25 protein-coding genes are annotated in these 26589 nt (G+C 63.3%); 6 read left to right on the forward strand and 19 right to left on the reverse strand.

The features are described 5' to 3' along the window. Positions 1–67 precede the first annotated feature (67 nt). The 4 genes from IEV75_RS03035 (at position 68) to mazG (ending at position 2672) form a co-directional block, all read left to right on the forward strand. A complete protein-coding gene (locus tag IEV75_RS03035; protein WP_188451074.1) occupies positions 68–529 on the forward strand; it encodes a methyltransferase family protein in 462 nt (153 codons plus the stop codon). Between the two features lie 94 nt (positions 530–623). Further along, positions 624–1367: a glutaredoxin family protein gene (locus IEV75_RS03040; RefSeq protein WP_188451075.1), complete on the forward strand. Its 744-nt coding sequence runs from the start codon at positions 624–626 to the stop codon at positions 1365–1367. A 10-nt stretch (positions 1368–1377) separates the two neighbouring features. After that, the gene (locus IEV75_RS03045) at positions 1378–1782 is read left to right on the forward strand and encodes a MerR family transcriptional regulator (protein ID WP_188451076.1); all 405 of its coding nucleotides are present in this window, start codon (positions 1378–1380) and stop codon (positions 1780–1782) included. Positions 1783–1832: 50 nt separating this feature from the next. Next, positions 1833–2672 carry a nucleoside triphosphate pyrophosphohydrolase gene (gene mazG, locus IEV75_RS03050; RefSeq protein WP_188451077.1) on the forward strand — a complete coding sequence of 280 codons (840 nt, stop codon included), beginning with the start codon at positions 1833–1835 and terminating at the stop codon, positions 2670–2672. Positions 2673–2678: 6 nt separating this feature from the next. On the opposite strand, the gene hflX is transcribed toward mazG, so the two are convergent. The 10 genes from hflX to dusB form a co-directional block, all read right to left on the reverse strand. After that, positions 2679–4007, reverse strand: a complete 1329-nt coding sequence (hflX, locus tag IEV75_RS03055; protein ID WP_188451078.1) for a GTPase HflX — start codon at positions 4005–4007, stop codon at positions 2679–2681. Beyond that, entirely contained in the window at positions 4004–4264 is a 261-nt protein-coding gene (gene hfq, locus IEV75_RS03060; RefSeq protein WP_188451079.1) for an RNA chaperone Hfq, read from the reverse strand. Before hfq ends, hflX begins: the two co-directional genes overlap by 4 nt. A gap of 103 nt (positions 4265–4367) precedes the next feature. After that, positions 4368–5222 (reverse strand): D-amino-acid transaminase, encoded by an 855-nt coding sequence (locus IEV75_RS03065; RefSeq protein WP_188451080.1) that lies wholly within the window; start codon positions 5220–5222, stop codon positions 4368–4370. A 5-nt stretch (positions 5223–5227) separates the two neighbouring features. Continuing rightward, positions 5228–6625: a potassium transporter TrkG gene (locus IEV75_RS03070; RefSeq protein ID WP_188451081.1), complete on the reverse strand. Its 1398-nt coding sequence runs from the start codon at positions 6623–6625 to the stop codon at positions 5228–5230. Positions 6626–6629: 4 nt separating this feature from the next. Then, positions 6630–8003, reverse strand: a complete 1374-nt coding sequence (trkA, locus tag IEV75_RS03075; RefSeq protein WP_188451082.1) for a Trk system potassium transporter TrkA — start codon at positions 8001–8003, stop codon at positions 6630–6632. Further along, on the reverse strand, positions 8003–9427 hold the full coding sequence (ntrX, locus tag IEV75_RS03080) for a nitrogen assimilation response regulator NtrX (protein WP_188451083.1): 1425 nt from the start codon (positions 9425–9427) through the stop codon (positions 8003–8005). The genes trkA and ntrX overlap by 1 nt, the downstream gene beginning before the upstream one ends. 3 nt (positions 9428–9430) lie before the next feature. Beyond that, positions 9431–11611, reverse strand: a complete 2181-nt coding sequence (locus IEV75_RS03085; protein WP_188451084.1) for a sensor histidine kinase — start codon at positions 11609–11611, stop codon at positions 9431–9433. A 118-nt stretch (positions 11612–11729) separates the two neighbouring features. After that, positions 11730–13022, reverse strand: coding sequence for a response regulator (locus IEV75_RS03090; RefSeq protein WP_188451085.1), 1293 nt, complete (start codon positions 13020–13022; stop codon positions 11730–11732). Beyond that, positions 13019–14059, reverse strand: coding sequence for a two-component system sensor histidine kinase NtrB (locus tag IEV75_RS03095; RefSeq protein ID WP_188451086.1), 1041 nt, complete (start codon positions 14057–14059; stop codon positions 13019–13021). The genes IEV75_RS03090 and IEV75_RS03095 overlap by 4 nt, the downstream gene beginning before the upstream one ends. Further along, positions 14056–15057, reverse strand: a complete 1002-nt coding sequence (dusB, locus tag IEV75_RS03100; RefSeq protein ID WP_217979876.1) for a tRNA dihydrouridine synthase DusB — start codon at positions 15055–15057, stop codon at positions 14056–14058. The genes IEV75_RS03095 and dusB overlap by 4 nt, the downstream gene beginning before the upstream one ends. Positions 15058–15178: 121 nt before the next feature. On the opposite strand from dusB, the gene IEV75_RS03105 reads away from it, so the two are divergent. Further along, positions 15179–16315, forward strand: coding sequence for a bifunctional 2-C-methyl-D-erythritol 4-phosphate cytidylyltransferase/2-C-methyl-D-erythritol 2,4-cyclodiphosphate synthase (locus tag IEV75_RS03105; RefSeq protein ID WP_188451088.1), 1137 nt, complete (start codon positions 15179–15181; stop codon positions 16313–16315). Beyond that, positions 16312–16812, forward strand: coding sequence for a CinA family protein (locus tag IEV75_RS03110; protein WP_188451089.1), 501 nt, complete (start codon positions 16312–16314; stop codon positions 16810–16812). Before IEV75_RS03105 ends, IEV75_RS03110 begins: the two co-directional genes overlap by 4 nt. Here the strand turns inward: IEV75_RS03110 and IEV75_RS03115 are convergent. From IEV75_RS03115 to IEV75_RS03155, 9 genes are all read right to left on the reverse strand, one after another. Continuing rightward, complete coding sequence (locus IEV75_RS03115; protein ID WP_188451090.1) at positions 16780–17268, reverse strand: type II toxin-antitoxin system RatA family toxin; 489 nt, start codon at positions 17266–17268, stop codon at positions 16780–16782. The two genes, IEV75_RS03110 and IEV75_RS03115, sit on opposite strands and share 33 nt — an antisense overlap. A gap of 14 nt (positions 17269–17282) precedes the next feature. Beyond that, positions 17283–18254 (reverse strand): lipoyl synthase, encoded by a 972-nt coding sequence (lipA, locus tag IEV75_RS03120; RefSeq protein WP_188451091.1) that lies wholly within the window; start codon positions 18252–18254, stop codon positions 17283–17285. 82 nt (positions 18255–18336) lie between these two features. Further along, positions 18337–19593 carry a hypothetical protein gene (locus IEV75_RS03125; protein WP_188451092.1) on the reverse strand — a complete coding sequence of 419 codons (1257 nt, stop codon included), beginning with the start codon at positions 19591–19593 and terminating at the stop codon, positions 18337–18339. 47 nt (positions 19594–19640) lie between these two features. Continuing rightward, on the reverse strand, positions 19641–20489 hold the full coding sequence (locus IEV75_RS03130; protein ID WP_188451093.1) for an AsmA family protein: 849 nt from the start codon (positions 20487–20489) through the stop codon (positions 19641–19643). A 263-nt stretch (positions 20490–20752) separates the two neighbouring features. Then, positions 20753–22165, reverse strand: coding sequence for a dihydrolipoyl dehydrogenase (lpdA, locus tag IEV75_RS03135; RefSeq protein ID WP_188451094.1), 1413 nt, complete (start codon positions 22163–22165; stop codon positions 20753–20755). 36 nt (positions 22166–22201) lie between these two features. After that, entirely contained in the window at positions 22202–23566 is a 1365-nt protein-coding gene (locus IEV75_RS03140; protein WP_188451095.1) for a pyruvate dehydrogenase complex dihydrolipoamide acetyltransferase, read from the reverse strand. Positions 23567–23571: 5 nt separating this feature from the next. Next, positions 23572–25008, reverse strand: coding sequence for a pyruvate dehydrogenase complex E1 component subunit beta (locus IEV75_RS03145; RefSeq protein ID WP_188451096.1), 1437 nt, complete (start codon positions 25006–25008; stop codon positions 23572–23574). An 18-nt stretch (positions 25009–25026) separates the two neighbouring features. Next, positions 25027–26049, reverse strand: coding sequence for a pyruvate dehydrogenase (acetyl-transferring) E1 component subunit alpha (gene pdhA / locus IEV75_RS03150; RefSeq protein ID WP_188451097.1), 1023 nt, complete (start codon positions 26047–26049; stop codon positions 25027–25029). Positions 26050–26181: 132 nt separating this feature from the next. Further along, positions 26182–26496: an FtsB family cell division protein gene (locus IEV75_RS03155; RefSeq protein WP_188451098.1), complete on the reverse strand. Its 315-nt coding sequence runs from the start codon at positions 26494–26496 to the stop codon at positions 26182–26184. Positions 26497–26589: the final 93 nt, after the last annotated feature.

A 26589-nucleotide genomic window follows, 5' to 3' on the forward strand; every position in this document is an offset into this window, starting at 1 on the left:
ATTATTTCTCATAATATTTATTATGCGACAAACGGATATGGTTACGGTTCACATGGGAGCACTTGGCATGACGTTCCTCGAAACCCGCATCCCGCCTCCTCTGGTCGTGCTGGCCTCCGGCGCGCTCGCCTGGGGCGTGACGACGCTGACCCCGGCGCTCAGCCTGAACTTTCCCGGCCAAGCAGCGCTTGGCCTCATTATCGCTGCGCTGGGCGTTGCCATCGCGGCGGCCGGCATAATCGCGTTCCAGAAAGCGCGCACCACCGTCAGCCCGATTGATCCGGCCGCAGCCACCGCGCTTGTTGATAGCGGAATTTACGCCCGCACGCGCAACCCGATGTATCTCGGCATGGCTGTCATGCTTCTCGGCTGGACCGTCATTCTGGGGCATCCAGCCGGGCTTCTCGGCCTGGCCGTTTTTGTCGCTTATATTGACCGGTTTCAGATCCGGCCCGAGGAACGTGCGCTACAGGCCCTCTTCGGCGACACCTTTACCGCTTACCGCGCGCGCGTGCGCCGCTGGATCTGAGTATCCGCCACAGCCCACCCCATTGACCTTCCCCTTATGGTAAGGTTGAGCATGCGCGCCGATCAGAAGCGAGCTCTCGGGAAAGGACGCCCTCATGACTGGCAAGACCGCAACGCTCTACCGGATGGACATGCCTGACCACACCTGCCCTTACGGGCTGAAAAGCCGTCATTTGCTGCAGAGCAAGGGCTATGAGGTCGATGACCATTTGCTGACCAGCCGCGAGGAAACGGACGCCTTCAAGGCCGAGCATGATGTGAAGACGACACCCCAGACCTTTATCGATGGCCAGCGCATTGGCGGGTATGAGGCCTTGCGCGAGTATTTCGGTCTCTCCACCGGCAAGGCCACCAGCTACACCCCAGTCATCGCCCTGTTCAGCATCGCAGCGCTTCTGGCTCTGGCGGTGGGCTGGCAATCCGGCGGCAGCCTGGTCCAGCTGCGCACGCTGGAGCACTTCATTGCCATTGCCATGGTGCTGCTCGGCCTGCAGAAGCTGACCAATATCGAATCCTTTTCGACCATGTTCCTGAACTACGATCTGCTGGCACGGCGCTGGGTGCCGTACGGGCGTGTCTACCCGTTCGTGGAAGCGGGCGCCGGCGTGCTCATGCTGGCTGGCAGCCTGATATGGCTCGCCGCCCCCGCCGCTCTCTTCATCGGGTCGATTGGGGCGATATCGGTGTTCAAGGCGGTCTATATTGACCGGCGCGAACTGAAATGCGCGTGCATGGGCGGCGATAGCCGCGTGCCGCTCGGCTTCATCTCGCTGACCGAGAACCTGATCATGATCGCCATGGCGATCTGGATGCCCTTGCGCATGTACGCGTTGATGTGAAGCGGCAGATATGAATATCGGTGAGGCCGCCAGGGCATCGGGGATCTCGCGCAAGATGATCCGCTATTATGAAGAGATTGCCCTGCTGGAACCGGCACGAACCGTCAACGGTTATCGTGTCTACGGGCCACAGGATGTTCAGACATTGCGTTTTATCGGCGCATGCCGGCGGCTCGGCTTCCCGATGACGGACGTGAAAGCCCTGCTGGGAATGTGGCGGAATCGTTCAAGATCAAGTGTCGAGGTCAAACGGCTCACGGACAGGCATATCACCGCACTGCGTGAACGGGTCACTGAACTCAACGCCATGATCACGGCGCTGGAGGCTCTGGCGCAGGCGTGCGATGGAGATGATCGCCCCCATTGTCCGATTATCACCGCAATGGCAAATCCGGACGGTTCACACACGCGCTGAAACGGCCCAGCATAATGCCCGCCACACCGCCGGACAAAAGGTAACAAGCCATGCCTGATACGCCCCTCGATGACCAAGCCGGGACGCAGGGCGTAACCGGGAACCCGCTGGACCGCCTTCTCGCCATCATGGCCCGTTTGCGCGACCCGCAAACCGGCTGCCCGTGGGATGTGGAGCAGGATTTCGCCTCCATTGCCCCCTACACGATCGAGGAAGCCTATGAGGTTGCCGACGCCATTGCCCGCGCGGACATGGCAGACCTGAAATCCGAACTGGGTGATCTGCTGTTTCAGGTCGTCTTCCACAGCCAGATGGCGTCCGAATCCGGGCATTTCACGTTCGACGATGTGGCAGAAGCCATCGCCGGAAAGATGGAACGCCGCCATCCGCACGTGTTTGGTGATGGCGATATGCGCGACGCGCAAGGCCAGACAATCGCCTGGGAGGCACAAAAAGCCCAAGAGCGCGCCGCGCGAAATCCGGACAGCTCCGCCCTCGCCGACATTCCCCTCGCCCTGCCCGCCCTGCTGCGTGCGCTCAAACTCACAAAACGCGCCGCGCGTGTGGGGTTTGACTGGCCGGATGCAGCGCGGGTGCTGGACAAGTTTGAGGAAGAAGCACGCGAGCTGCGCGAAGCCATCGCTGCTCAGGATACCGCCAACATCAAGGAAGAAGTCGGCGATTTATTGTTTGTCTGCGCCAACTTGGCCCGCAAACTTGATGTTGATCCGGAGGAAGCCCTGCGCGCAGCGAACGCCAAGTTCGAGCGCCGTTTCCGCGCGGTTGAAACGCGCATGGAAGCGGCTGGAAATCCGGTTGGACAGGCCAGCCTGGACGAGATGGAAGCCGAATGGGGCGAGGTGAAAAAGGCTGAACGCGCGGGCGGATAAGGCCGGCTAAGCATCCGCCCCGTCATTCAGCAGGGCCGCGAATTTCGACCGGAAACGGCCGGCATCCGGCCCGGCGAGCCGTGCCTCGATCCGTATCTGCCCGGTTTTGGCATCGCGCCGGTCACTGACGACCTCGCCGTGCTCATGCAGCCAGGCCGCGATTTCCGCCTGTCCGGGGTCCAGCTGCAGCGAAATGCGTTCATCGTCACGCCCAAGCGCCGCATCAATTGCCTCAAGCAGGGCTGGGATCCCCTCGCCCGTTACGGCCGAGACCGGGTGAACCGATACTTGTGACTTGCTGGTGGCCATGCGGGCCGCCCAGACCGCATCGTCGCGGGCCTCTGCATCCAGCCGGTCAATCTTGTTCCAGGCTTCGATCAGAGGCTGGCCGTGCGCCGGGCCACAATCGAGCGCCGTCAGCACGCTTTCCACGTCGGCCTTGCGCCCCTCATGGTCGGGATCGGAGAGATCACGCACATGGACGAGGATATCGGCCTCCCTCACCTCTTCCAGCGTGGCCCGGAAGGCCGCAATCAGCTCGGTTGGCAGGTCGGTAATGAAACCCACCGTATCGGACACCAGCACGCGCCGCCCCGATGGCAGGCGAACGCCCCGCACCGTGGGATCCAGCGTGGCAAACGGCATGTCCTTGGCCAGTACGCCCGCAGCGGTAAGCCGGTTGAAAAGGGTCGACTTGCCAGCATTCGTATAGCCCACCAGCGCAATAGACGGCCAGGGCGCGGCCTGACGGCGCGTGCGGTGAAGCGCGCGCGTGCGCTTCACCTGTTCCAGCTCTCGGCGCAGTTTGGCCATCTTGCTGGCCAGCAGGCGGCGGTCAGTCTCGATCTGGGTTTCACCGGGACCGGCCAGGAAGCCGCGTCCGCCGCGCTGGCGTTCCAGGTGGGTCCAGGTGCGCACCAGACGCGAGCGCTCATAGGTCAGGCGCGCCAGCTCAACTTGTAGCCGGCCTTCACGCGTGCGCGCCCGCTCGCCAAAGATTTCGAGTATCAGCCCGGTGCGGTCGATCACCTTCACCTGCCAGCGCTTTTCCAGATTGCGCTGCTGGACCGGCGACAGGGCGCTATCGACAATGACGGCCTGCACGTCCAGTTCCTGCATGCGCTCATGCAGGGTTTCCAGCTTGCCCTTGCCGAAAAACGTGCCGGCTTCCAGCTTGCGCACCGGCTCGATTATCGCCCCGGCTGCCTCCAGCCCCAGCGCTATGGCTAGTCCTGTTGCCTCCTCAAGGCGCGCATCAGCCCGGCTGGCATCCGTGCCCGGCGGCAACGGGTGTATGATCAATGCGCGGGTTGGTGCCTTGGCGGTTTCGGTCAATCGTTGTCCCCGTCGGGATTGTCGTCATTGCCGTCAAACAGCTGTACCGGCTGGCTGGGCATGATGGTCGATATGGCATGCTTGTAGACCAGCTGGACCTGTCCGTCGCGGCGCAGGAGTACGCAGAAATTGTCAAACCAGGTAACAATGCCCTGTAGCTTCACACCGTTCACGAGAAATATCGTCAACGGTGTCTTGGTCTTGCGGACCGTATTGAGAAACACGTCCTGAAGGTTCTGTTTTTTATCATTCGACATGGCCATCCACCTTTCCCCGCCCGAAAAAGGGCATCACACACAAGGAATCTCATAGGTAGCGGCGCTCGCGCCCGCCTGCAATGGGGTAGGCCCGGCGCACATGTCAGGCCTCCTCACCTGCCTCATACGACTCCCGTAATGCTCCCGCCAGAGATCCCGGTGCGCCATTGGCCACCGGGCGCCCGTCAATGCTGACTACGGGCATGACCATCGAAGTGGCCGAGCTGATGAACGCCTCGCGTGCCCCCAGCGCTTCTTCCACGGTGAAAGCGCGCTCCTCGAAACGCAGGCCTTGAGCCCTTGCGATGCGAATGATCCGCTGGCGCGTAATGCCGTTGAGAATGTCATTGCCTGCGGGCCGCGTTACCAGAGCCCCCTCACCCGTCACGATCCATGCATTGCTGGAGCTGCCCTCGGTCACCTCACCCGCGGTATTGACCAGCCAGGCTTCAAACGCGCCGGCTTCGCGCGCGGCCTGCTTTGCCAGAACATTGGGAAGAAGCGATATGCTTTTGATATCACATCGCTTCCAGCGGATATCGTCCTGGGTGATAACCGCAATACCCGTTTCGGCCCGCGCGGCCACCGGGGCACGCGGCGCTGGCCGCACGGTGATAACGATGCTCGGCCGTACAGGCTTCGCCGGGAAGGCATGGTCGCGCCTCGCAACCCCGCGCGTCACCTGAAGATAGACCAGCGCATCGCCGAGCCGGTTGCGGCGCAGTGTTTCACGCAAAGCAACATCCAGTGCCGCATCGCTCATCGGCAACTCGATACGCAGCTCGCCCAGCGAACGCTTGAGGCGCGCCAGATGTCCGGGATGGTCGAGAAAGACACCATCACGGACAAGCCAGACCTCATAGACCCCGTCTGCGAACTGGAAACCGCGGTCTTCGATCTGGATGGCCGGCGCATCGATGGGCAGGTACTGGCCGTTTACATAGGCAATACGGGCCATGGGTCTCAGTCTCCGCTGAACAGGAGGAATAACACTGCCGCAAATGGCAGTATCTCGATCCGGCCGAGAATCATCAGGATCGAGGCGATTATCAGGCCGCCACTGCCGACATCGCCATATGCTTGTCCTGCTATCGGCCCGGCATTGGTCAGGGCTGCGCCCGCCACAGACCAGGCTAGCCCCATGTCAGCGGCAAAAGGACCAAGCGCCAGCGCGCCAAGTGCCAGCACCACCGGATACGCCAGCGCATACGCCCAGACAGATACCAGTGCCGCCTCGTTGACAGCGCGCCCGGCAAAGCGGGAATCCCCCACAGAGGAGGGCTGGACCAGGAGCAGGATGTCACGCCCTGCCCGTTTCAGCAGCAGCCGCAGCCGCGCCATCTTGATGCCGCCGGATGTCGACACGGCCGCGCCACCGGCCAGAGCCAGTGTCAGAAGCGCAATCGCCGGCAGGCCAGCGCCCTCCGGGCTGACGGAATAGCCGGCTGTGGTCACGGCAAACAGCGCGTCGAAGAATCCGGCAATGCCTGCCGCCGGACTGACAGCGATGGCAACGGTAACCCCGCAGGTCACCGACAGGATGAGCATGGCCCTGACATCGCCAAACCGGCGTGTCACGCGTCCGCGCGACACGTGTTCGTAAAGCACAGCCATATTGCCAGCTCCCAGCACGCAAAGAGCCGCGAGCACGGCGATCGCCGGTCCGGGCAGCCATTCGGTCAGCTCGCCACCGCGCGGCAGGTACCCGCCCGTCGAAATGCCGGAAAGCGACAGATTGAGCGCTTCAAAGCTGCTGGCACCAGCGAAGGCGAGCGCCAGAAAGCCGATTACAGTGATACCCGCATAGACCCCGCCCAGACGGATGAGCGCCCGGCCGAGATTGGAAAACAGGTCACCGCTCTCGATGGTAAGCAGGGATGAACGGCGCAAGCCTGCCCGCCTGTCATCCAGCCCAGCCAGCACCGTGACGGCCAGCACCAGCGTCGCCAGACCGCCCAGCCATTGCAGCATGGAACGCCAGACCACAAGGCTGCGAGGCATGGTGTCCGGGTCCGTCAGTGTTGCGCCCGTCGTTGTGAGCGCCGATACCGCCTCGAATACCGCCTCGACCCAGCCATCAGACACAGCCCCGAAAGACGGCGCCGCGACCAGTGGACCGGTCATCCAGCCAAGGATGAGCAGGCGTAAGGCTGCGGGCGCGCGCACACGGCGATCCAGCCCCAACGTGGCCGCAAGACAGCCACCGCCAGCAAAAATTCCGATCAGAGCACATGTGCCAAGGCCACGCGCCGCGGCCACCTCTCCCAGCGCCGTTGCATAGAGGGTCACGGGCAACGCAAACAGACCTATCGTGAGCCAGCTCCAGCCAAGGGCGCGTATCGTGCGGGGAGAGGGCTGCATGAGATCAGAAGTATTCCAGCGAGACCCGGAATAGCTGCTCCACCTTCGGGACCGCTGCTTTCAGCGCGAACACCACCAGCCGGTCATTGGTCTCGATGGTCACCTTGTCATTGCGGAAATAGACCTTCTCGCCGCGTACCAGCGCGCACACCGACACGTCCTCAGGCAGCTCCAGATCGCGCAGCGACTTGCCCACCAGCGGCGATGTGGCCAGTGCGACCCCCTCAAGAGCCTCGGCCTGACCGTCGGCCAGAGTCTGCAGGCCGGTAATACGCCCGCGGCGTATGTGCTGAAGGATGGTCGACACGGTAACGCCGCGCGGATCGATCATGATGTCGATGCCCAGCTCGGTGCGGACATCCTTCAGCCCCGGCTCGTTGACAAGGCAAAGCGTGCGCTGCGCGCCCTCGCGCTTGGCCATCACAGCGGAAAGCAGGTTCACCTTGTCGTCATTCGTCAGGCAGATCGCCAGCTCCGCATCCTCCACCCCGGCCTCGCGAAGCAGGCGGCGATCAAGGCCGTCACCGTGCAGGACAACGGTCCGGGAGAGACTGTCAGCAGCCTTTTCCGCCTTTGCCTTGTCTGCCTCGATAACGCGGACGCGCACACCCGCCATGCGCTCCAGCGCGCGCGCGACATAGACCCCGATATTACCGGCACCGATAATGACCACACGCCTCGCGCGCTGAACCTGATGCCCGAACACATCAAGCACGCGCGGCACATGCGGACCGGCAACGGCCACATAGGCGTCATCGCCAACGCTCAGCGGATCGCGCTCTTCCGGAATGAACAGGGTATCGCCCCGGCGCACCCCGACCACATCCATGCCAAGATCGGGAAACAGTTCGCGCAAATGCTCGCGGTTCGTCCCGGCAATGGGCGAGCCCTCATCCACCCGCAGGCCCAGCACCTGCAACCGGTTGTTCGCAAACGGGGCGGTAGCTGTCGCACCGGGCGTTTCCAGACGCTGAAGGATCGCACGGCTCACCTCCAGCTCGGGCGAAATCGTCACATCGATGGGCAGCGCACCCCGCGCAAACAGATCACGCCACGACTTTGCCAGATAGCTCTGCGCGCGTACCCGCGCGATCTTCAGCGGTGTATCGAAAATGGAATGCGCGACCTGACACGCGACCATGTTGGTCTCGTCAGAATAGGTCACGGCTACCAGCAGATCGGCATCAGCAATGCCGGCCCGCTCCAGCGTGTCCGGATGCGAGCCGTGACCGACCACGCCGCGCACATCCAGATCGGTCGTCACCCGGTCGATAAGCGTCTGCGACCAGTCCACCACGGTGACCGAATTGCCTTCAGCGGCCAGCTCACGGGCGATGCCGTAGCCAACCCGACCCGCTCCGCAAACGACGGCTTTCATCAGCCTTCACTCCCCGTAACGGGTGCATCATCGTTTTCGCTGTCACCGGCGCGGTCCGTTCCGCCAACACCGAGACTTTTCAGTTTCCGGTGCAAGGCGGAGCGTTCCATGCCGATAAATGTCGCCGTGCGCGAGATATTGCCGCCAAAGCGGCTGATTTGTGCCTTCAGGTATTCGCGTTCGAAATTCTCGCGCGCATCGCGCAAGGGCAGCGCAATCATCCTTTCGGTGTCCATGCCTCCCGGGCCGCTGTCACGGCCGACCACCTCGGACGGCAATGCATCCAGCGTGATCGCTTCATTGGGGTCACCGGTCGCCAGTATGAGCACACGCTCCACATTGTTGCGAAGCTGACGGACATTCCCCGGCCAGCTATGCGCCTGCAGCGCCGCCATGGCATCGGGGCCGATCTTGCGCGGCGTAAGGCCCGACATGGCCGTCAGCCGCTCAAGGAAGTGACTGACCAGGAGCGGAATGTCTTCGCGTCTGTCCGACAAAGGCGGCACGTCGATCGGCACGACAGCCAGGCGGTGATACAGATCCTCCCGGAAGCGTCCCTGACTGATCAGCGCCCTGAGATCGCGTGAGGTGGATGACAGGACACGCACATTCACCTCAACATCCACGCCGCCGCCCAGACGCCTGAAGCGCTGCTCCACCAGCATGCGAAGCAGCTTGCCCTGTGTCGCAAGCGGCATATCGCCGACTTCATCAAGGAACAGGGTTCCGCCATGAGCCTGCTCCAGCAGGCCGACGCGCTCCACACTGCCGTCGGCACGCTCGGCGCCAAACAGCTCCTCCTCGACGCGGTCGGGATTCATCATCGCCGCGCTGACAGGAACAAAATTCCCACCGGCCCGCGGCGAGCGCGCGTGAACAAGCCGGGCGATCAGCTCCTTGCCGGAGCCGGCAGGACCACTTATCAAAATACGTGAATTTGCTGCTGCAACCCTATCAATTGTTTGACGAAGCTGGTTTGCCGCAGTCGATTTTCCGATCAACTCGTTATGCATTTCGGTACGCGCGCGCAACTCGGCCACTTCCCGGCGCAGCTGACTGGCTTCCAGTGCGCGCGCAACGGTCAGAAGCAGCTTGTCCGACTTGAACGGCTTCTCGATGAAGTCATAGGCTCCCTTGCGAATGGCCGCCACAGCAGTCTCGATCGTGCCGTGCCCGGAAATCACGATGACCGGCAGGCCGGGGTCGGCCGCGCGGATTTCATCGAGCAGGGCAATTCCGTCCAGCCTGCTTCCCTGCAGCCAGACATCCAGGATCGCCAGAGATGGCTTTCTTTGCCGTACCGCTGCCAGCGCCTCGTCGGCGTCGCCGGCATAGCGCGCCGTGTAACCCTCGTCTTCCAGCAAGCCGCCGATAAGCTCGCGGATATCGGCTTCATCATCTACGACCAGAATGTCGTGTGCCATACCTTATGCCTCTCTGGACAGAGCGGACTCATTGGCCGCATTCGTTATTTCAAGCAAGGGAAAGGCCAGCCGCACCACGGCGCCCCGCCCCCCGTCCGGACGTTCATCAAGCTCCAGCCGGCCGCCATGGTCCTCCATGACACGTCTGACTATTGCCAGACCCAGCCCGGTCCCCTTCTCGCGCGTTGTCATGTAGGGCTCGGTCAGCTTTGCGCGGTCCGCAAAGGGCCATCCCAGCCCGTTATCACACACTTCTATCACCGCGGTGCCGTCTTCCACCTTCAAGGTCACGGCGACTTCACCGCCCTGCTTGGCGCCATCCTCATCGAGACGGGCGAGCACGCTTTCACCGGCATTCTTCAGGATGTTGGCCAGAGCCTGACCTGCCAGCCGGCTGTCGCACTCCACAATCACGGGATGATCCGGCGTTTCCAGCGGCAGCTTTATGCGCGGCGAGGCAACACGCTGGGAGAAAACCGCCCCTTCCACCACGCCTGACAGATCCGCCGCCTCCATCTTTGGCGTCGGCATGCGTGCGAAAGTGGAAAATTCATCGACCATCCGGCCTATATCACTGACCTGACGGACAATGGTTTCGATACACTTGTCAAATATCTCCGCCTGGTCATCGGGTATCGCACCGCGATACTTGCGCCTGATGCGCTCGGCCGAAAGCTGGATAGGCGTCAGCGGATTCTTGATCTCGTGTGCAATCCTGCGCGCAACGTCGCGCCAGGCTGCATTGCGTTGTGCCGAGACAAGCCGCGTCACATCGTCGAATGTGATGACCAGCTCGCCTTTCTCGTCCGTCGATGCACGCACATTCAGATGAAGCAACGCACCGTCGCTGCCCGGAATGTCTATCTGGCGCTCGATCAGGACGGCGCGCGAGCGCCGGGCTTCCTCGACGATGGGCGCAAACATGCCGAGCACCTCGCCCACCGGCTCGCCGGTGAGCGTGCCCGCCTCGACGTCCAGAAGTGTTTCGGCCGACCGGTTGACCAGCGTGATCCGGTTGTCAGGGTCCAGCCCTACAACACCGGCGCTGACGCCAGTGAGGACCGCCTCGATGAAATTGCGCCGGCTTTCCGATTCCGCATTGGCCTCCAGCAGGGCACGCCGCTGGCTGCGCAGCTGGCGGGTCATCCGGTTGAAGGCCCGGCCCAGCGCAGCGATTTCGTCGTCCTCGCGGTGGACAAGGACACGCGCATCCAGGTCACCCCGGCGGACGCGCTCGGCAGCGCCGACAAGGCGCGCTACCGGCGTCACGACGCGCGTCGCCGCACTCAGCGCCAGCCAAAGCGCGCCAACCAGAATCAGTGCCACGGCAGCGAAATAGACAAGGATGAAGACCTGCCGCATCCCCTCCTCTCGCGCCACAGCCTGCCGGTAGGAGGCTGTCGCTTCCTCGGCTGCGGTCAGAACGCCCAGATCGACGTACCAGACCACGTAGAGATACGCGTCCTGATAGGCAGGCAGGTTCACCAGAAGCCGGACGAAGGCAGGTCCGTCCTCCCGCTGGGTCGGATCGCTGACGCCGATGTCCCGGGACGCGGCAAACTCGTAGAGCAGCCGTGAGGGCGCCACGAAAGGCGGCGCACCCGGCGCTTCGGCGCGTGCCAGGATGGTGGACCGGCTGTCGATGACATAGGCGGCGGCGAAATTGCGTCCGATAGCCTGGTTACGCAGATATTGCGCGTACTCGATCCGGCTCTCGCTCATCGCGGCCACAGCTTCAGGATAGGACAAATCGCCTGCCATGCTGACCAGCTGAAGCTCGGCAAGGTTCAGCTCCAGCGGCGCCTGTGCCCGCCCGACCTCGGCCATGGTCTCGACAAGCGTCGTGACGCGTTCGCCAAACCAGAACTCCACACCCCGGCCCAGCACCAGCGCCAGCAGCAAGGCCATCAGGATGGATGGCGCAACCGCCGCCAGCGCAAACAGCGCCATGAACCGCATGTGCAGGCGCGGCGCCGGTGCTCCGAATCGCCGCCCCATGAAAATACGGGCAGCCCGCACGCTGACAGCCCCGGCAAGACCGGCGATGATCACGGCAGATATCGTCAGCAATGTATAGAAAAGCGGTGCCAGGCTGCCGATTGCGCCCTGCTCCGACACGGCCAGGATCGCGCAGGCAACAACGCCGATAGCCGCCACCAGAAACCCGGTTGCGAACAGCGACATGCGCAGGGATTGAACACCGTTGGTGAGCCAGGATGGCAAGCTTTTGCGCCTATTCGTAAATCGCCCCGGGCACCATGTTGGACCGGGTGTGGCGAAATTTCAACGCCCGGTGTTGCAGTTACTCCTCACCACCTGAATCCATGCCTAGCGCGGTCAGCCGGCGGGCGAGCGTATTGCGGTTCAGACCGAGATATCGCGCAGCATCGCGGCGCACCCCGCCGCAATGGGCAAGGACGGTTTCTATCATCGCCCGGTCCACTATCGCCGCCGTATCACCAGCTATGTCCTGGCTGTGTTCGCTCAGGCGTGCAGCAACAAAGGCGCGTACGGCATCTTCCAGCGTGCTTCCTGTGCCCGGCGCCGTCGGCGCCGTCAGTGCCTCCTGCAAAGCCGGGAGGCCCAGCGTTCCGCGATCACCCTGCACGGCAAGACGCGCAGCGGTCCGCTCCAGCTCTGCCACCTCACCGGGCCACGGATAGGCATTGATGAACTCCGCCGCATCGCGGGCAATCGCGAGATCTGTCCTGCCGTGCTTCTTCAGGAAATGCTCGAACAGCCGCAAACGGTCATCGCCCCGCGCGCGCAAGGGCGGCAGGTCGACGTGGCCAACGGCCAGACGTTCAAACAGGGCCGGGGCCATCGCGGTGCGCACATCGGCCAGCGCCGTAACGTAGAGACGGGTATCGGCGAGCTGGTCCAGCTGTTCCAGCACCATGTCCTGAATGGCGTCGTCCCAGCGTTCGGCGCGGCGCAGCAGCAGCCCCGCGCCTGTTGCTTCACGGAAGATCTGCACGCCTTCCCGCCTCAACCGGTCCGGTCCAGCTTCCACCAGCGCCTTGCCGGGCTTGCAGGCCCTGTGCAGCGTTCGCGCCGCGCTCGCCCGGCCGGAACCATCCGGTCCGGTGAAAAGGACCGGCGCGCTGGCAGTCGACAGCCTGGCCAGCAGGCGAAAGGCCGTCTGCATGGCCGGGGAGCGGCCCACCAGATCAGGAAACGGGTTCGCCCCGGAGCGCTGCTGCCCGGCCCGCTCGCCGGTGTCCAGCGCCCGGCAGACTGCATCCACAAGGTCGTCAAGGTCGAACGGCTTGGGCAAGTACTCATACGCGCCGCCGCGCACTGCCTGGATCGCTGTAGCCGCGGTTGTCTGCGCGCTGATGACCAGTACGGGCGCGTCGGGGCGGACATGTTGAAGCTCTTCCAGCCGGTCGAGGAAATTCTCATCGCCGAGCAGCACGTCCGCGACGAGCAGGTCCGCATCACGGCGTGCCATGCGCTCAATGGCCGAAGAGGGCGAGGCGGTAGCGCGCACATCAAACCCTGCTCGCGTCAGCGCACGGGAGATGACCAGCCGCAAGGTCTCGTCATCTTCGAGAACAAGAATGCGCCGGCCTGCGCTGATGTCCTGTGTCATGTCCCCTCCTCGCGCAAATACATGCGAAATACCGTGCGCCCGGCCCGGCTCTCGTATTCCAGCCCGCCGCCATGCAGTTCCGCGACCCGCGACACCAGCGCAAGCCCCAGCCCCTCGCCTGCCGGTTTGCCGGTCACGAATGGCGAAAAGATCGACTCACCCAGCTCGTCGGGAACACCCGGTCCGTTATCCGTGATGTCGATCTGCAGGCGCGCTTCAGGCGCCACGCCGCCGGGACGTGCCATCCGGTAGCGTGTGGTGATTTCGATGGCGCCATCACTCTGGCCGGACACCGCCTCTGCCGCATTCACCAGGAGGTTCAGGACCGCCTGAAGCACGAGGTCGCGATCACCGAAGGCATCGGGCAGCGAGGGATCATAATCCTCGATCAGCGCCAGTCCCTTGCCGCTGGCCGCCGACATCGAGCGAAGGGCCTCGCTGGCAACCTCATTCAGGCTGAACGGCGCAAAGGGGTGCGGCGCAATATCACCCACCTTGCTCCAGCGGTCGGCAATGCGCAGGGCTCTGTCCAGCTCCGCCATGATGAGAGCAGCCATCTCGGCTGTTTCCGGGTCTGCCGACGAGGCGATGAGCTGCGCCGCGCCACGCGCCCCCGCCATCGGATTTTTCAGCTCATGCGACAGCAGGCGGCCGAACCCGGCGGCGGCATTGGCCGCCCGGTCACCGCGCGCCACGGCGCCGGCCTCCGGCCATAGCCGTATGGAAATGCAGGCGCCATCGCCCTGCGGGGCAGCATCAATGGCACCGCGGCGGGTGCCATCGGGGACCTCCACGCGCACATCGTGGGCGAAAACCGCCCTGCCCTCGCTGACCGCGCGGCTGGCCACCGCGCGCGAGGCACTGCCCCACGGCCCCAGCCCGTCCAGCGCCTCACCGGCCAGCCGGCGCGCCGAGCGCTCGAACAGGGCCTCGGCGGCATCGTTCACATAGGTAATGATCCCACGCCCATCGATCAGCAGCACCGCACTGGGCAGAAAGTCGGCAGCCTGCGCGGGTGTGATCTCAGTCGGGCTCATGCGGCACTGCGTATCCCGGTTTCACCCGCCAGACGCTCCAGCCCGGCAATCGCGGCCTTAACGCTGACGGCCTTGCACAGAAGGCCGCGCCACTGGCGCGCCTCGCCCGGATCATCAAGGAGGTGATCCACAAAACCCGCATAGTGCTTACGCATGCAGCGTACACCCAGAATCTCGCCGTGAAGCGAGGCGGAATCTTCCGTGGCGCGTACCAGCGCCCCAATCATGTCCGCCATGGGTGGATCAATGGCATCGCCGCCATCCAGCAGTGCGCGGCCGATGGCGCCCGGCAGCCAGGGACGCCCCGTCGCGGCCCGTCCAACCATCACGGCGTCCGCGCCAGATTGCGCCAACGCCGTGCGCGCCTCGTCAATGTTGGTGATATCGCCATTGACCACCACCGGGATTGAAACAACGTCCTTGACCGCCCTGACAGCCGCCCAGTCTGCCGTCCCCGTGTAGAATTGCTGGCGGGTGCGCCCATGCACCGTGACGAGGCGTACGCCCGCGTCTTGCGCCCTGCGCGCCAGCTCCGGCGCGTTGATACAGTCATGGTCCCAGCCCAGGCGCATTTTCAGCGTTACGGGCACCTCGACCGCATTGACCGTCGCCTCGACCAGCTCCAGCGCATGGTCCAGATCCCGCATCAGGGCGGAACCTGACAGACCTCGCGTCACCTGCCGTGCCGGGCACCCCATATTGATGTCGATAATTTCAGCCCCGGCATCAGCCGCGATACGCGCGCCGATATCCATCCATTGGGCTTCACGCCCGGCCAGCTGAATAACACGCGGCGCGACGTCCGCGTCCCCTGCCATGCGGCGCACCACATCGGCCCGGCCCTGCGCCAGTGTCTCACACGCCACCATTTCGGAAACCACGAGCCCTGCGCCAAAGGCTTTGGCCTGCTTGCGGATGGCGTAATCGGTCACGCCGGACATCGGCGCGAGCAGGCACGGCACGTCCACCCGTACCGGACCGATGCTGAAACCTGCCATGCTGGCGCTATGTGACACCCTTGTCATAGCGGTGCAGATACAGTGTATGGACGCGAACCGCCAGACTGAGCACAGCGCTCTGCACGGTTTTGGTGCCAGAGTGCTGCACGAAAGAGACCCGATGACGCCATTCAGTGCATGCATCGTTGCCGCAGGCAGCGGCACACGGACGGGACGCAGCATGCCCAAGCAGTTCGAGCGGGTGGCGGGAAAGCCCCTGCTGCGCTGGGCAGCGGACGCATTTGCCACACACCCGCTGTGCCGCGAGATCATTGTCGCAGTGTCCCGAAGCCAGACCGGTCAGGCGCGCGAGGCGCTTCAGGGCCTGGATGCCGTGCTGGTTGAGGGCGGAGCCAGCCGCACACTGTCGGTAAAGGCCTGCATCGCAAAGGCGAGCCAGCCGCTTGTTTTCATTCATGATGCCGCCCGTCCGGGAATGACGCACGATCTTGTCGACCGGTTGTTACACGCGCTTGAAAACAATACCGGAGCCGCGCCTGCCCTGGCGGTCGCCGATGCTCTGGCACGTCAGGGTGAAAACGGTGTGGAGCCGGTCTCGCGCGACGGGCTGATGCGCGTCCAGACGCCGCAAGCCTTTCACCTCAACGCCCTCAGGCAGGCATTCGACGCCGCAGCCGGACTGGATTATCCTGACGAGATATCGCTTGCGCGTGCCGGCGGGCTTCACGTTACGCTGGTAGATGGCGATGAAAGGGCATTCAAGGTGACCTACGCCGACGATTTCGCACGCGCCGAAACCCTTCTCGGCGGACCGGCAGGCCTGCCGGTGATGGGCACAGGTTTCGACGTTCACCGACTGACCGCCGGAGACGGGCTGCATTTGTGCGGCGTTTCCATTCCCTGTGACCTGGCGCTGGTCGGTCATTCCGACGCCGATGTCGGTTTGCACGCCCTGACGGACGCCATTCTGGGCGCAGCCGGCGCAGGTGATATCGGCCAGCACTTCCCGCCGAGCGATGAACGCTGGCGCGGTGCGGACAGTGCGCAGTTCCTGATCCACGCCATGCAACTCGCCCGGGAGGCCGGCATACGTCCGGTCCACGCGGATATCACCCTGATCTGCGAGCGCCCGAAGATCGGCCCCGTACGAGATGCGATGCGCGCCCGCGTGGCAGAGCTGACCGGCCTGCCGCTGGCGCGGGTGAACATCAAGGCGACCACCACCGAAAAGCTGGGCTTTACCGGCCGGGGCGAAGGCATCGCCGCTCAGGCCGCCTTTACCGGAGTTCTCCCATGAGCACCCTGCCCGCCATACTGGTCAATGCCGCACAAAGGCTGGTGGAACTCGCCGCAGAAAGGGGCGTCAGTCTTGCGACGGCCGAGAGCTGCACGGGCGGGCTGGTGGCGGCTTCGATTACGGAAGTCGCGGGCAGCTCTGCCGTGCTGGAGCGGGGCTTTGTTACCTATTCCAATGCCGCGAAGGCAGAGAGTCTGGCCGTGCCCGTCGCGCTGATCGCCCAGCACGGGGCCGTCAGCGAACAGGTGGCGCGCGCCATGGCAGAAGGCGCGCTGTTCAATTCCCACGCTGATATTGCCGTGTCGATCACCGGGATTGCCGGGCCGGGCGGCGGCAGCGGGGAAAAGCCGGTCGGCCTGGTCTGGTTCGGCCTTGCGCGGCGCGGAGAGGCCACCCGCAGCGAGCGGCACGTATTTGCCCATCTGGACAGGCACGGCGTCCGGGAAGCCGCCGCGCTGGAAGCCCTACGCCTTCTCACCGATGCGGCCACTGCCTGAGCCGACAGGCGTGTAGCGCCTCGCCGCTTCCTCGCGAAAACGCTCTATGAGGTAGCGGATCGCCCGCGAACGGCTGGCATCCATCAGGGCATTGAGCACCGGATTGCGGAAACGGTAGCGGATCCAGAAGCTGACCTCCGTCGAGCCGTCAGCCAGCTCGGCAAACCGCCATTCATTAGCCAGCTCATGGAACGGACCGGAGAGGTAGGAGACATTGATTGTTCTGGCAGGCCGGTCCAGCAGGACGCGCGTTGTGAAGCTCTCACGCACAAAACGAAACTGCACGCGTGCCTCGGCGTCCAGCTCCCCCACGCCTTCATCCACGTTTTCGCGTATCACCCGCAATGCACTGATAAGCGGAATGAATTTGGGATAGGCGCGTACGTCGCTGACCAGATCAAAAAGCTCGTCGGGCCGGTATGGCAGGCGCAGGCTCTCGCGGTGTTCAGATATCATCGTCGCGCCGCGCTTCAGGCCTTGCGGCCTGCTTTCAGCGCTGCCTCGCGCGCATCGCGCAGGCGGGCAAAATCCTCGCCCGCATGATAGCTGGAGCGCGTCAGCGGTGACGCCGACACCATCAGGAAGCCCTTGGCGCGCGCAATCGTCTCATAGCCCTTGAACTCCTCCGGCGTGACAAAACGATCCACAGCCGCGTGCTTACGCGTGGGCTGCAGGTACTGGCCGATGGTCAGGAAGTCGATGCCGGCCGAACGCATGTCGTCCATCACCTGCATCACCTCTTCCTTGGTCTCGCCAAGGCCCACCATGATGCCCGATTTGGTGAATTGCGACGGGTCGCGTTCCTTGACCCGCTCCAGCAGGCGCAAGGAATGGTAATAGCGCGCGCCGGGCCGGATGGAGAGATAGAGCCGCGGCACTGTCTCCAGATTGTGGTTGAACACGTCCGGACGCGCATCAATCACGATTTCCGCGGCGCCAGGCTTTCGCAGGAAGTCCGGGGTCAGGATCTCGATCGTGGTATCGGGATTGAGCGCGCGGATGGCGCGGATGGTCTGCGCGAAATGCTCAGCGCCCCCGTCTTCAAGATCATCTCGATCCACAGAGGTAATGACCACGTGCTTCAGCCCCATGGTCGCGGTGGCTTCGGCAACCCGGCGCGGCTCGTCTGTATCCAGCGGCGCGGGCATGCCCGTCTTCACATTGCAGAAACTGCACGCGCGGGTGCAGGTATCGCCCATGATCATGAAGGTGGCGTGCTTTTGCGCCCAGCACTCACCGATATTGGGGCAGCCCGCCTCCTCGCACACGGTGACGAGATTGTTGTCGCGGACCACCTTGCGCGTCTCGGAGAAGACGCCGCCGGCAGGGGCCTTCACGCGAATCCATTCCGGCTTTCGCAGTACCGGCGTATCGGGCCGCTTCTGCTTTTCCGGGTGACGCTCTGCGCGTTGCTGCTGGCGGGTGTCGAAGAGTGTTGTCATGGCCGGGAACATGGCGCGCAAAGCGGCCCGGTTCAAGCGCTGTGAACCGGGCCGCTGCGCAAGTCAGTTATGCGTTTACAGCTCAGACGGCAGCGCCGCCATTACGCTCGGCTGCAACGATACGCGGATTGCGGTTGAAAATCGCCAGCGTCCAGGCGCCAAGACCGATGAAGAACACGATTGAGCCAAGCAGGAAGCCGAGGACCGGCACCACACCCAGCGCCCCGACCACCGCGAGCACCAGGAAGAGCGACAGGACACGCATGCCAAGTCCTATGCCATCGCCCGAACGGTTGAAGATGAGGTCACCGAGCACCACCGCGCCGAACGCATAGGCCAGCACCATGATGAAGGGGAAGGCGAACAGGAGGATGATGCCAAGCGGTATACCGATCACAGTGATGGCCAGGAACACGAACACGGCGATCAGCAGAATCGGCAGGAAGGCCGCCAGAACCAGGCCCAGCAGGCCGGACGCCCAGGGGCGAGCCCGGAAGTGGTCGGCCACACCGGACACAGCACGCGGCGAGATCAGGCAGGCCAGCAGGCCCAGCACGAAGGCGGCAATGCCCATCGCCGTGCCAAATGCCCAGGCCGGCGGACCGAAGTCGGATACACGCGGACCGGTATAGCTGCGATTGCGGCGCTGCTCGCTGAACGGCGCTTCCTCATAGCTGGTCTCGCCAATGATCTGGGCACCTTCGGCGATGACAGGCGGATTGGGGCCACGCACGCGAAGCTGGCCGGCGATCTGCGCGCCCGGCATGATTTCGACATTTTCGGCATGCAGTTCGACATCGCCAGCCACCGTGCCTTCGATGATGACAGTGCGCGCGCGGCCCTTCAGGCGCCCCTGCGCCGTGCCGGACATGCGTATCTCGCTGCCTGCAAGGTCCATGTTACCGCCAATGGAGCCGCTTTCATCGATAGCGATAAGGGCGCCCCCAGCCGCGAGGTCACGCCCGATGCGGCCACCGATCTGAATATCGGCACCCGCCAGCTCCGCGCCGCCGGAAACATCGGCAAGGATCGAAATGTTGGCGCCGGCCAGCGAGACATCACGGGCAACCGTCCCGCGGATGATGATGTCCCCGGCGGCCAGCTGGATACCTCCGCCTACATCGGCCGTGATATCGACATTGCCTGCCAGGCCGCTGATATCGCCGCCAACCCGGCCACGCAGCGTGACGTCGCCGGCGAGAAACTGCGCAGAGCGGTCCTGATCAAGGTCAAGATTGAGGTCGCCGCCAATATATTGCGCGTGGGCAGGCGATACGGCGAGCATGAGCCCGGCCAGTATGCCCGTCTGGGCGAAGCGCGCTATCCATTTGCTGATCATGGTTCAAGCCTTTCTTTGATGGCTCAGATGTCTCGAGATGGCGGACACTAGCGGCGGCAGCGCGTGTCGCCGCGCGGCGTATATTCAAGCTGCGGTGCAGCGCCATTGCCGGTGAAGCTGACGGCTTCAGCCGCACGTATATTCAGGGGGCCCGTGACCGTGCCCGAGATAACAACGCGCCGGGCGCAAATCGTTCCACCGGACAGCTCGCCGCTTATCTCGACCAGCCCGTCATCGTCGCCGAGGCGCCAGCCCCGGCCTTCATCGGCGTAGATATCAACCTCACCGGCGACAGAGCCGCCAAGGCGGGCGGTACGGACATTGGCGTAGAATGTCCCGCCGATAGCCGCCTCCGACACGATCTCGGCAGCATTGACGCGCACATCGCCGTCAACGCTGGAGCCGTCCGCCAGCCGGATGTCTGCACCGTTGGCGTGAAGACTGCCCAGCCGGCCATTGAACCTGGCATCGGCAAAACTGCCATCCACCGCTCCGGCCACATTGCCTTCAAGGCGCAGATCGGCGCCGCGAACGGTCAGATCGCCGTCAATATTGCCGCGGATGGAAATGTCAGCGCCCGTGACGCGGGCATCGCCGAGCACGGCTCCGGCAAACGAGATGTCGGCGCCGGTAGCGCCAAGAGAACCGACCGACATGTCACGCAACATGAGGTCCGCGCCGGTCACGCGGAGCTCTCCGCCCACCCGGCCATCGAGCCGGATGTCGGCGCCGGTAATGCGGGCATTGCCGTCTTCATTGAGTGAAAGGCGGATATCGCCGCCCGAGATACGCGTGCCGTCCTGTGCTGACGAGCTTGCGGTCAGCGGCGTGGGGACACAGGCGACCAGAATCACTGCCGTGGCAGTGACGGTGGAGAGGAGGAGACGGTTTTTCATTTTTCTTACCTCTTTTGATGAGGGACCAACCATATCGAAACTCGATAACATATCGAAACTCGATATGGAAGGGTTTTTTTCCGAAAAACGATAAATTTTTGCCGTCTGTCGTTAAAAGTAAGGGAAATAGCGATGTTGGTGGAGGCGTCTCCCTCGTCCTTCGAGACGCTTCGCTGCGCTCGCCCTCAGGATGAGGGAGACGATGCCCCAACTCTCATCCTGAGGAGGCCGTAGGCCGTCTCGAAGGATGAATGATGCAAGCCCTAGTAGTGCAGCGCCCTGCCATATGCATCGAGCACGCTCTCGTGCATCATTTCAGAGAGCGTGGGATGCGCGAACACCGTATGCATCAGTTCGGCTTCCGTGGTTTCCAGCTGGCGCGCGACAACATAGCCCTGAATGAGCTCTGTCACTTCAGCGCCGATCATGTGCGCGCCCAGCAATTCGCCTGTCTTCTTGTCGAACACGGTTTTGATGAGGCCCTGATCCTCGCCCAGCGCTATCGCCTTGCCATTGCCCACAAAGGGGAAACGCCCGACGCGCACTTCGTGTCCAGCTTCCTTCGCTTTTGCTTCGGTAAGGCCCACAGAGGCAATCTGCGGATGGCAATAGGTGCAGCCAGGTATGTTGGACTTGTCCATCGGGTGGACGTCCTTGCCGGCGATCTTCTCCACGCAGATGACGCCCTCATGGCTGGCCTTGTGGGCGAGCCATGGCGCGCCGGTGACATCGCCAATGGCATAGAGCCCGGAGACGCCGGTCGCGCCATAGCCATCGGTGACGACATGGCCGCGCTCGATCTTCACGCCCAGCGCTTCCAGACCCAGATTTTCGACATTGCCGGTAATGCCGATGGCGAGAATCACCTTCTCGACCTCGACCGTTTCCGACTTGCCATCGACCTTTATGGTCGCCTTCGCGCCGGATTTGCCCGTCTCCAGCTTTTCGACCTGCGCCTTGGTGAGGATTTTGAGGCCCTGCTTCTCGAAGGCCTTCTTCGCGAACTGGCTGATCTCTTCATCCTCGGCAGGCAGGATGCGGTCCACCATCTCCACCACGGTCACTTTCGAGCCGAGCGTGGAATAGAAGCTCGCAAACTCCATCCCGATTGCGCCTGAGCCGATAACGAGGATGGACGCGGGCAGCGCGTCCGGCACCATGGCTTCCTTGTAGGTCCAGATGGTCTTGCCATCCGGCTGAAGGCCGGCAGCCGGAATGGTGCGCGCGCGGGCACCTGTAGCGAGGATGACGTGCTTGGCTTCGTAGGTGGCGTTCTTGCCGTCCTTGCCCTTCACGACGACTTTGGGGGCCTTGGAGCCCTTTTCCAGCTTCGCCTCGCCCTCGATCACCGTGACCTTGTTCTTCTTCAGCAGGTGGCCCACCCCGCCCGACAGCCGCCCGGCCACTTTGCGCGAGCGCTTGACGATGGCCTCGATATCAAAGCGGACATTATCGGCCTTCAGGCCGAACTCTTCGGCGCGCTGGAAGAGGTGGTATATGTCCGAGGTGCGCAGCAGCGCCTTGGTGGGGATGCAGCCCCAGTTCAGGCAGATACCGCCCAGATGCTCGCGCTCCACCACGGCCGTTTTCAGCCCCAGCTGGCTTGCACGGATCGCCGCGACATAGCCGCCCGGCCCGCCGCCAATGACGATGAGATCGAAGGTTTCAGATGCCATGAGCGGCACTCCTGACTGGATTGGGCGGCATAGCGCCTAAAGCAACATCGTCACCGGATCTTCGACGAGCGGTTTCAGCGCTTCGAGGAATTTCGCACCCGTTGCGCCATCAACCACGCGGTGATCACAGGTCAGCGTGATCGTCATCACCGTCGCGATGGCCAGCGCATCATTCTTCACGACGGCGCGCTTCTCCCCTGCCCCGACGGACAGGATCATGCCCTGCGGCTCATTGATGATGGAGGCAAACGACTTGATCCCCATCATGCCGAGATTGGAGATGGAGAAAGTGCCGCCCTGGAACTCTTCGGGTTTCAGTTTGCGCTCGCGGGCGCGGGCGGCGAGGTCTTTCATCTCCTCGGAGATTTTGGCGAGCCCCTTGGTCTCCGCCTTTTTGATCACCGGAGTGATCAGGCCGCCATCAATCGCCACGGCCACTGCCACATCGGCGTGTTTGTGCATCACCAGCCCCTCATCGGTATAGCTGGCATTGCTTTCAGGGACTGAGGTGAGCGCGAGCGCGCAGGCGCGGATCAGCATGTCATTGACCGACACCTTCACGCCCTCAGGCGCTTTGGCGTTCAGCTCGGAGCGCAGCTTGAGCAGCGCATCCAGCTCCAGATCAATGCTCAGCGGGAAGTGCGGCACATCGCGGAAACTGGCCGTCATGCGGCGCGCAATCGTCTTGCGCATGCCGTCCAGCGGGACGATCTCGTACGTGCCCTCTTCCAGATTGAGGCTCGCCACGCTGATCTTGCCGGGCTCGGTCTTTGCTGGTGCAGCTTTGGTCTCCGGCGCCGAATCCGCTTTTGCGGCTTTCGGCGCACCGTCTTTCAGCGCGGCCTCGATATCGCGCTTCACGATGCGGCCATTCGGGCCAGAGCCTTCCAGCGAGGCAAGGTCCAGCCCCTCCTGCTCGGCCATGCGCTTGGCCAGCGGCGAGGCCTTCAGGCGGGAGCCTTCGCCCTTTTGAGATGAACTCCCGGAAGCGCTTTTGGCGCGATCCGGGACCTCGTTATTATCCTGCTCCCGGCCCCGGCTCTCGCTGCGCTCGACCGGGGTTTCAGACGATTTGGATTCCTTGCCTTTGCCCTCATCCTTGGGAGCAGGCTTTTGCGAAGCGGAAGACTGCACGTCTTTCACCGCGCTCTCATCCTCGCCCTCTTCCAGCAGCACGGCGATGACGGCATTGACCTTCACGCCTTCAGTGCCGCCTTCAACGAGGATCTTGCCGACACGGCCCTCATCGACGGCCTCGACCTCCATCGTCGCCTTGTCGGTCTCAATCTCGGCGATCACATCGCCGGATTTCACCTCATCGCCCTCCTTGACGAGCCAGCGCGAGAGCGTGCCTTCCTCCATGGTCGGCGAGAGTGCGGGCATCAGGACTTCAATGGCCATGGCGCTTACTCCGCGTACGTGACGGCTTTGACCGCCTTGATGATGTCATCGACACCGGGCAGTGCGAGCTTTTCAAGGTTCGCGGCATAGGGCAGCGGCACATCGGCCTGGTGCACGCGCGCAGGCGGCGCATCGAGATAATCGAACGCCTCTGCGGTGACGACCGCGGCGATTTCCGCGCCGACGCCCATCCGGCCCCAGCCCTCTTCGGCGCAGACAATCCGGTTGGTCTTCTTCACGCTCTCCACAACCGTATCGGTGTCCAGCGGGCGCAGGGTGCGCAGATCGATGACCTCGCACTCAATGCCTTCCTCGGCGAGCTTTTCAGCGGCCTGCAGGGCAAAGCCGACCATGCGTGAATGCGCCGTAATGGTGCAATCTGTGCCCTCGCGGCGGATTTTCGCCTTGCCGATAGGCAGCACCCAGTCGTCCACATCCGGCACATCAAAGCTCTCGCCATAGATGAGCTCGTGTTCCAGGAACACGACCGGATTGGGATCACGGATGGCCGCTTTCAGGAGGCCCTTGGCGTCCGCCGCATCATAGGGCGCGATCACTTTCAGGCCCGGCACATTGGCATACCAGGCCGAATAGTCCTGACTGTGCTGCGCGCCAACGCGGCTCGCCGCGCTGTTCGGCCCGCGGAACACGATGGGGCAGCCCATCTGCCCGCCGGACATGTAGAGCGTTTTCGCCGCCGAGTTGATGATGTGGTCAATCGCCTGCATGGCGAAGTTGAAGGTCATGAACTCCACGACGGGTTTGAGGCCCGCAAACGCCGCGCCGACGCCAACACCGGCAAAGCCGTGCTCGGTGATGGGGGTGTCGACGACACGTTTCGCACCGAACTCCTGCAACAGCTCGCGCGTGACCTTGTAGGCGCCCTGATACTCAGCGACCTCCTCACCCATGACGAAGACGCGCTCGTCGCGGCGCATTTCTTCCGCCATCGCATCACGCAGCGCGTCGCGCACCGTGGTGGACACCATTTTGGTGCCTTCAGGGATTTCGGGATCTTTCAGGGAGGAGGACTTGGCCTTGGCCTTCTCGCCGCCTTCGTCCTTGGCTGAACTCCCAGACGCGCCCTCGGCGCGATCCGGGACCTCGTCCTTGTCCTGCTCCTGGCCCCGGCTCTCGCCCTGCTCGGCCGGGGTTTCAGACGATTTGGAGGCGGCCGATTTAACCGCCTCATCGCTCTCGCCTTCCTCTTTGAGGATCGCGATGGGCGCGTTGACCTTCACGCCTTCTGTGCCGGCCTCGACCAGCAGTTTGGCGACAATGCCTTCCTCGACGGCTTCCACTTCCATGGTCGCCTTGTCGGTCTCGATCTCGGCGATCACGTCGCCGGACTTCACGTCATCGCCTTCCTTGACGAGCCAGCGGGCGAGTGTGCCTTCCTCCATCGTGGGAGAGAGAGCGGGCATGAGAACTTCGATGGTCATGTTTCCTGTTCCCTCGCCTTACGCTTCGATCAGCACGTCGGTGTAGAGCTCGGAAGGGTCCGGCTCCGGGCTGGATTGCGCGAACTCGGCCGATTCCTGGACGATCTTCTTGATCTCCTTTTCCATGGCCTTCAGCTCGTCTTCGCTGGCGAACTTGTTGTCGAGAATACGCTTTTTCGCCAGATCGATCGGGTCCTTGTGCTCGCGATACTCGTTCACCTCGTCTCGCGTGCGGTATTTGGCCGGGTCGGACATGGAGTGGCCGCGATAGCGGTAGGTCTTCATCTCGAGGATGTACGGCCCCTTGCCGGAGCGCGCGTGCTCAACGGCCTTCTTGGCGGCTTCATAGACGGCGTTCACATCCATGCCGTCGACTTCCTCGCCGGGGATGTTGAACGACACACCGCGCTTGAACAGATGGGTTTCGGAGGATGAGCGCTTCACGCTCGTGCCCATGGCGTACTGGTTGTTCTCGATGATGTAGACCACCGGCAAATTCCAGATCTTGGCCATGTTGAAGCTCTCATAGACCTGGCCCTGATTGGCGGCGCCGTCGCCGAAATAGGTGGCGCACACCTTGCCGTCCTCGCGATAGGCATTGGCGAAGGCAAGGCCGGTGCCCAGCGAAACCTGCGCGCCGACAATGCCGTGCCCGCCAAAAAACTGCTTCTCGCGGCTGAACATGTGCATGGAGCCACCCTTGCCGCGCGAATAGCCCCCTTCCCGGCCCGTCAGCTCTGCCATGACGCCATTGGCCGTCATGCCGGTGGCCAGCATGTGGCCGTGATCGCGATAGCCGGTGATCACCTGATCACCCTCGCGCAGCGCGCTCTGCACGCCGACGACGACCGCTTCCTGACCGATATAGAGGTGGCAAAAGCCCGCGATCAGACCCATGCCGTAAAGCTGACCGGCCTTCTCCTCGAAGCGGCGGATCAGCAGCATGTCCCGGTACCAGCCGATATAGGTGTCAGCGCCGGGGCCGGAGGGCTTCCGTGTGCGGGACGTCGATTTGGAGGAGGCAGATTGCCGAGCGGCCATACTTCACACGCGAAATAATATCGCGCTCCCTGGTCAAGAACTGACGCGGGAGTATCAGACAGACGCCTGCCCGGTAAAGCCTGAAACGGTAGTTTTGCGCATGCGAAGAAGCGCGCCGCAGCGCAGCAATCCTCAGTATGCGACCGGTTGCGGCTCGAGACGCACGATGATCTCGTGAGGGTGTGCGAAGTTCAGCACCTCTCTCGCCCGCTCCTCGACATAATCAAGATCAAGCTCGCCTGAGGCAGGCGACAGGCGCGCGGCCCGGTCTTCCAGGCGCAGGCGCTCGGCCCTCACCGCGGCAAGCTCTGCCTCCGCCTGGGCGATGCGTGCAGCGACCGTTGCCTGCTGCACAAAGCCACGCTCGGAAAAGAAGGCGTGGTGAGCCACATAGCCCAGCACGCCGACCGTCAAGCCTATCAGGATGAAGCGCTTCAGCGCATTCATTCCCGCCTCCATCCACCGTCCGCCTTTTGCGGATCGAACAAGTGGAACGCTATCGCGATAGCGTAAAGGAAACGTTAGGCGAATCGTTAATCA

This window comes from Glycocaulis albus (genome assembly GCF_014639075.1).
Lineage (GTDB): Bacteria > Pseudomonadota > Alphaproteobacteria > Caulobacterales > Maricaulaceae > Glycocaulis > Glycocaulis albus.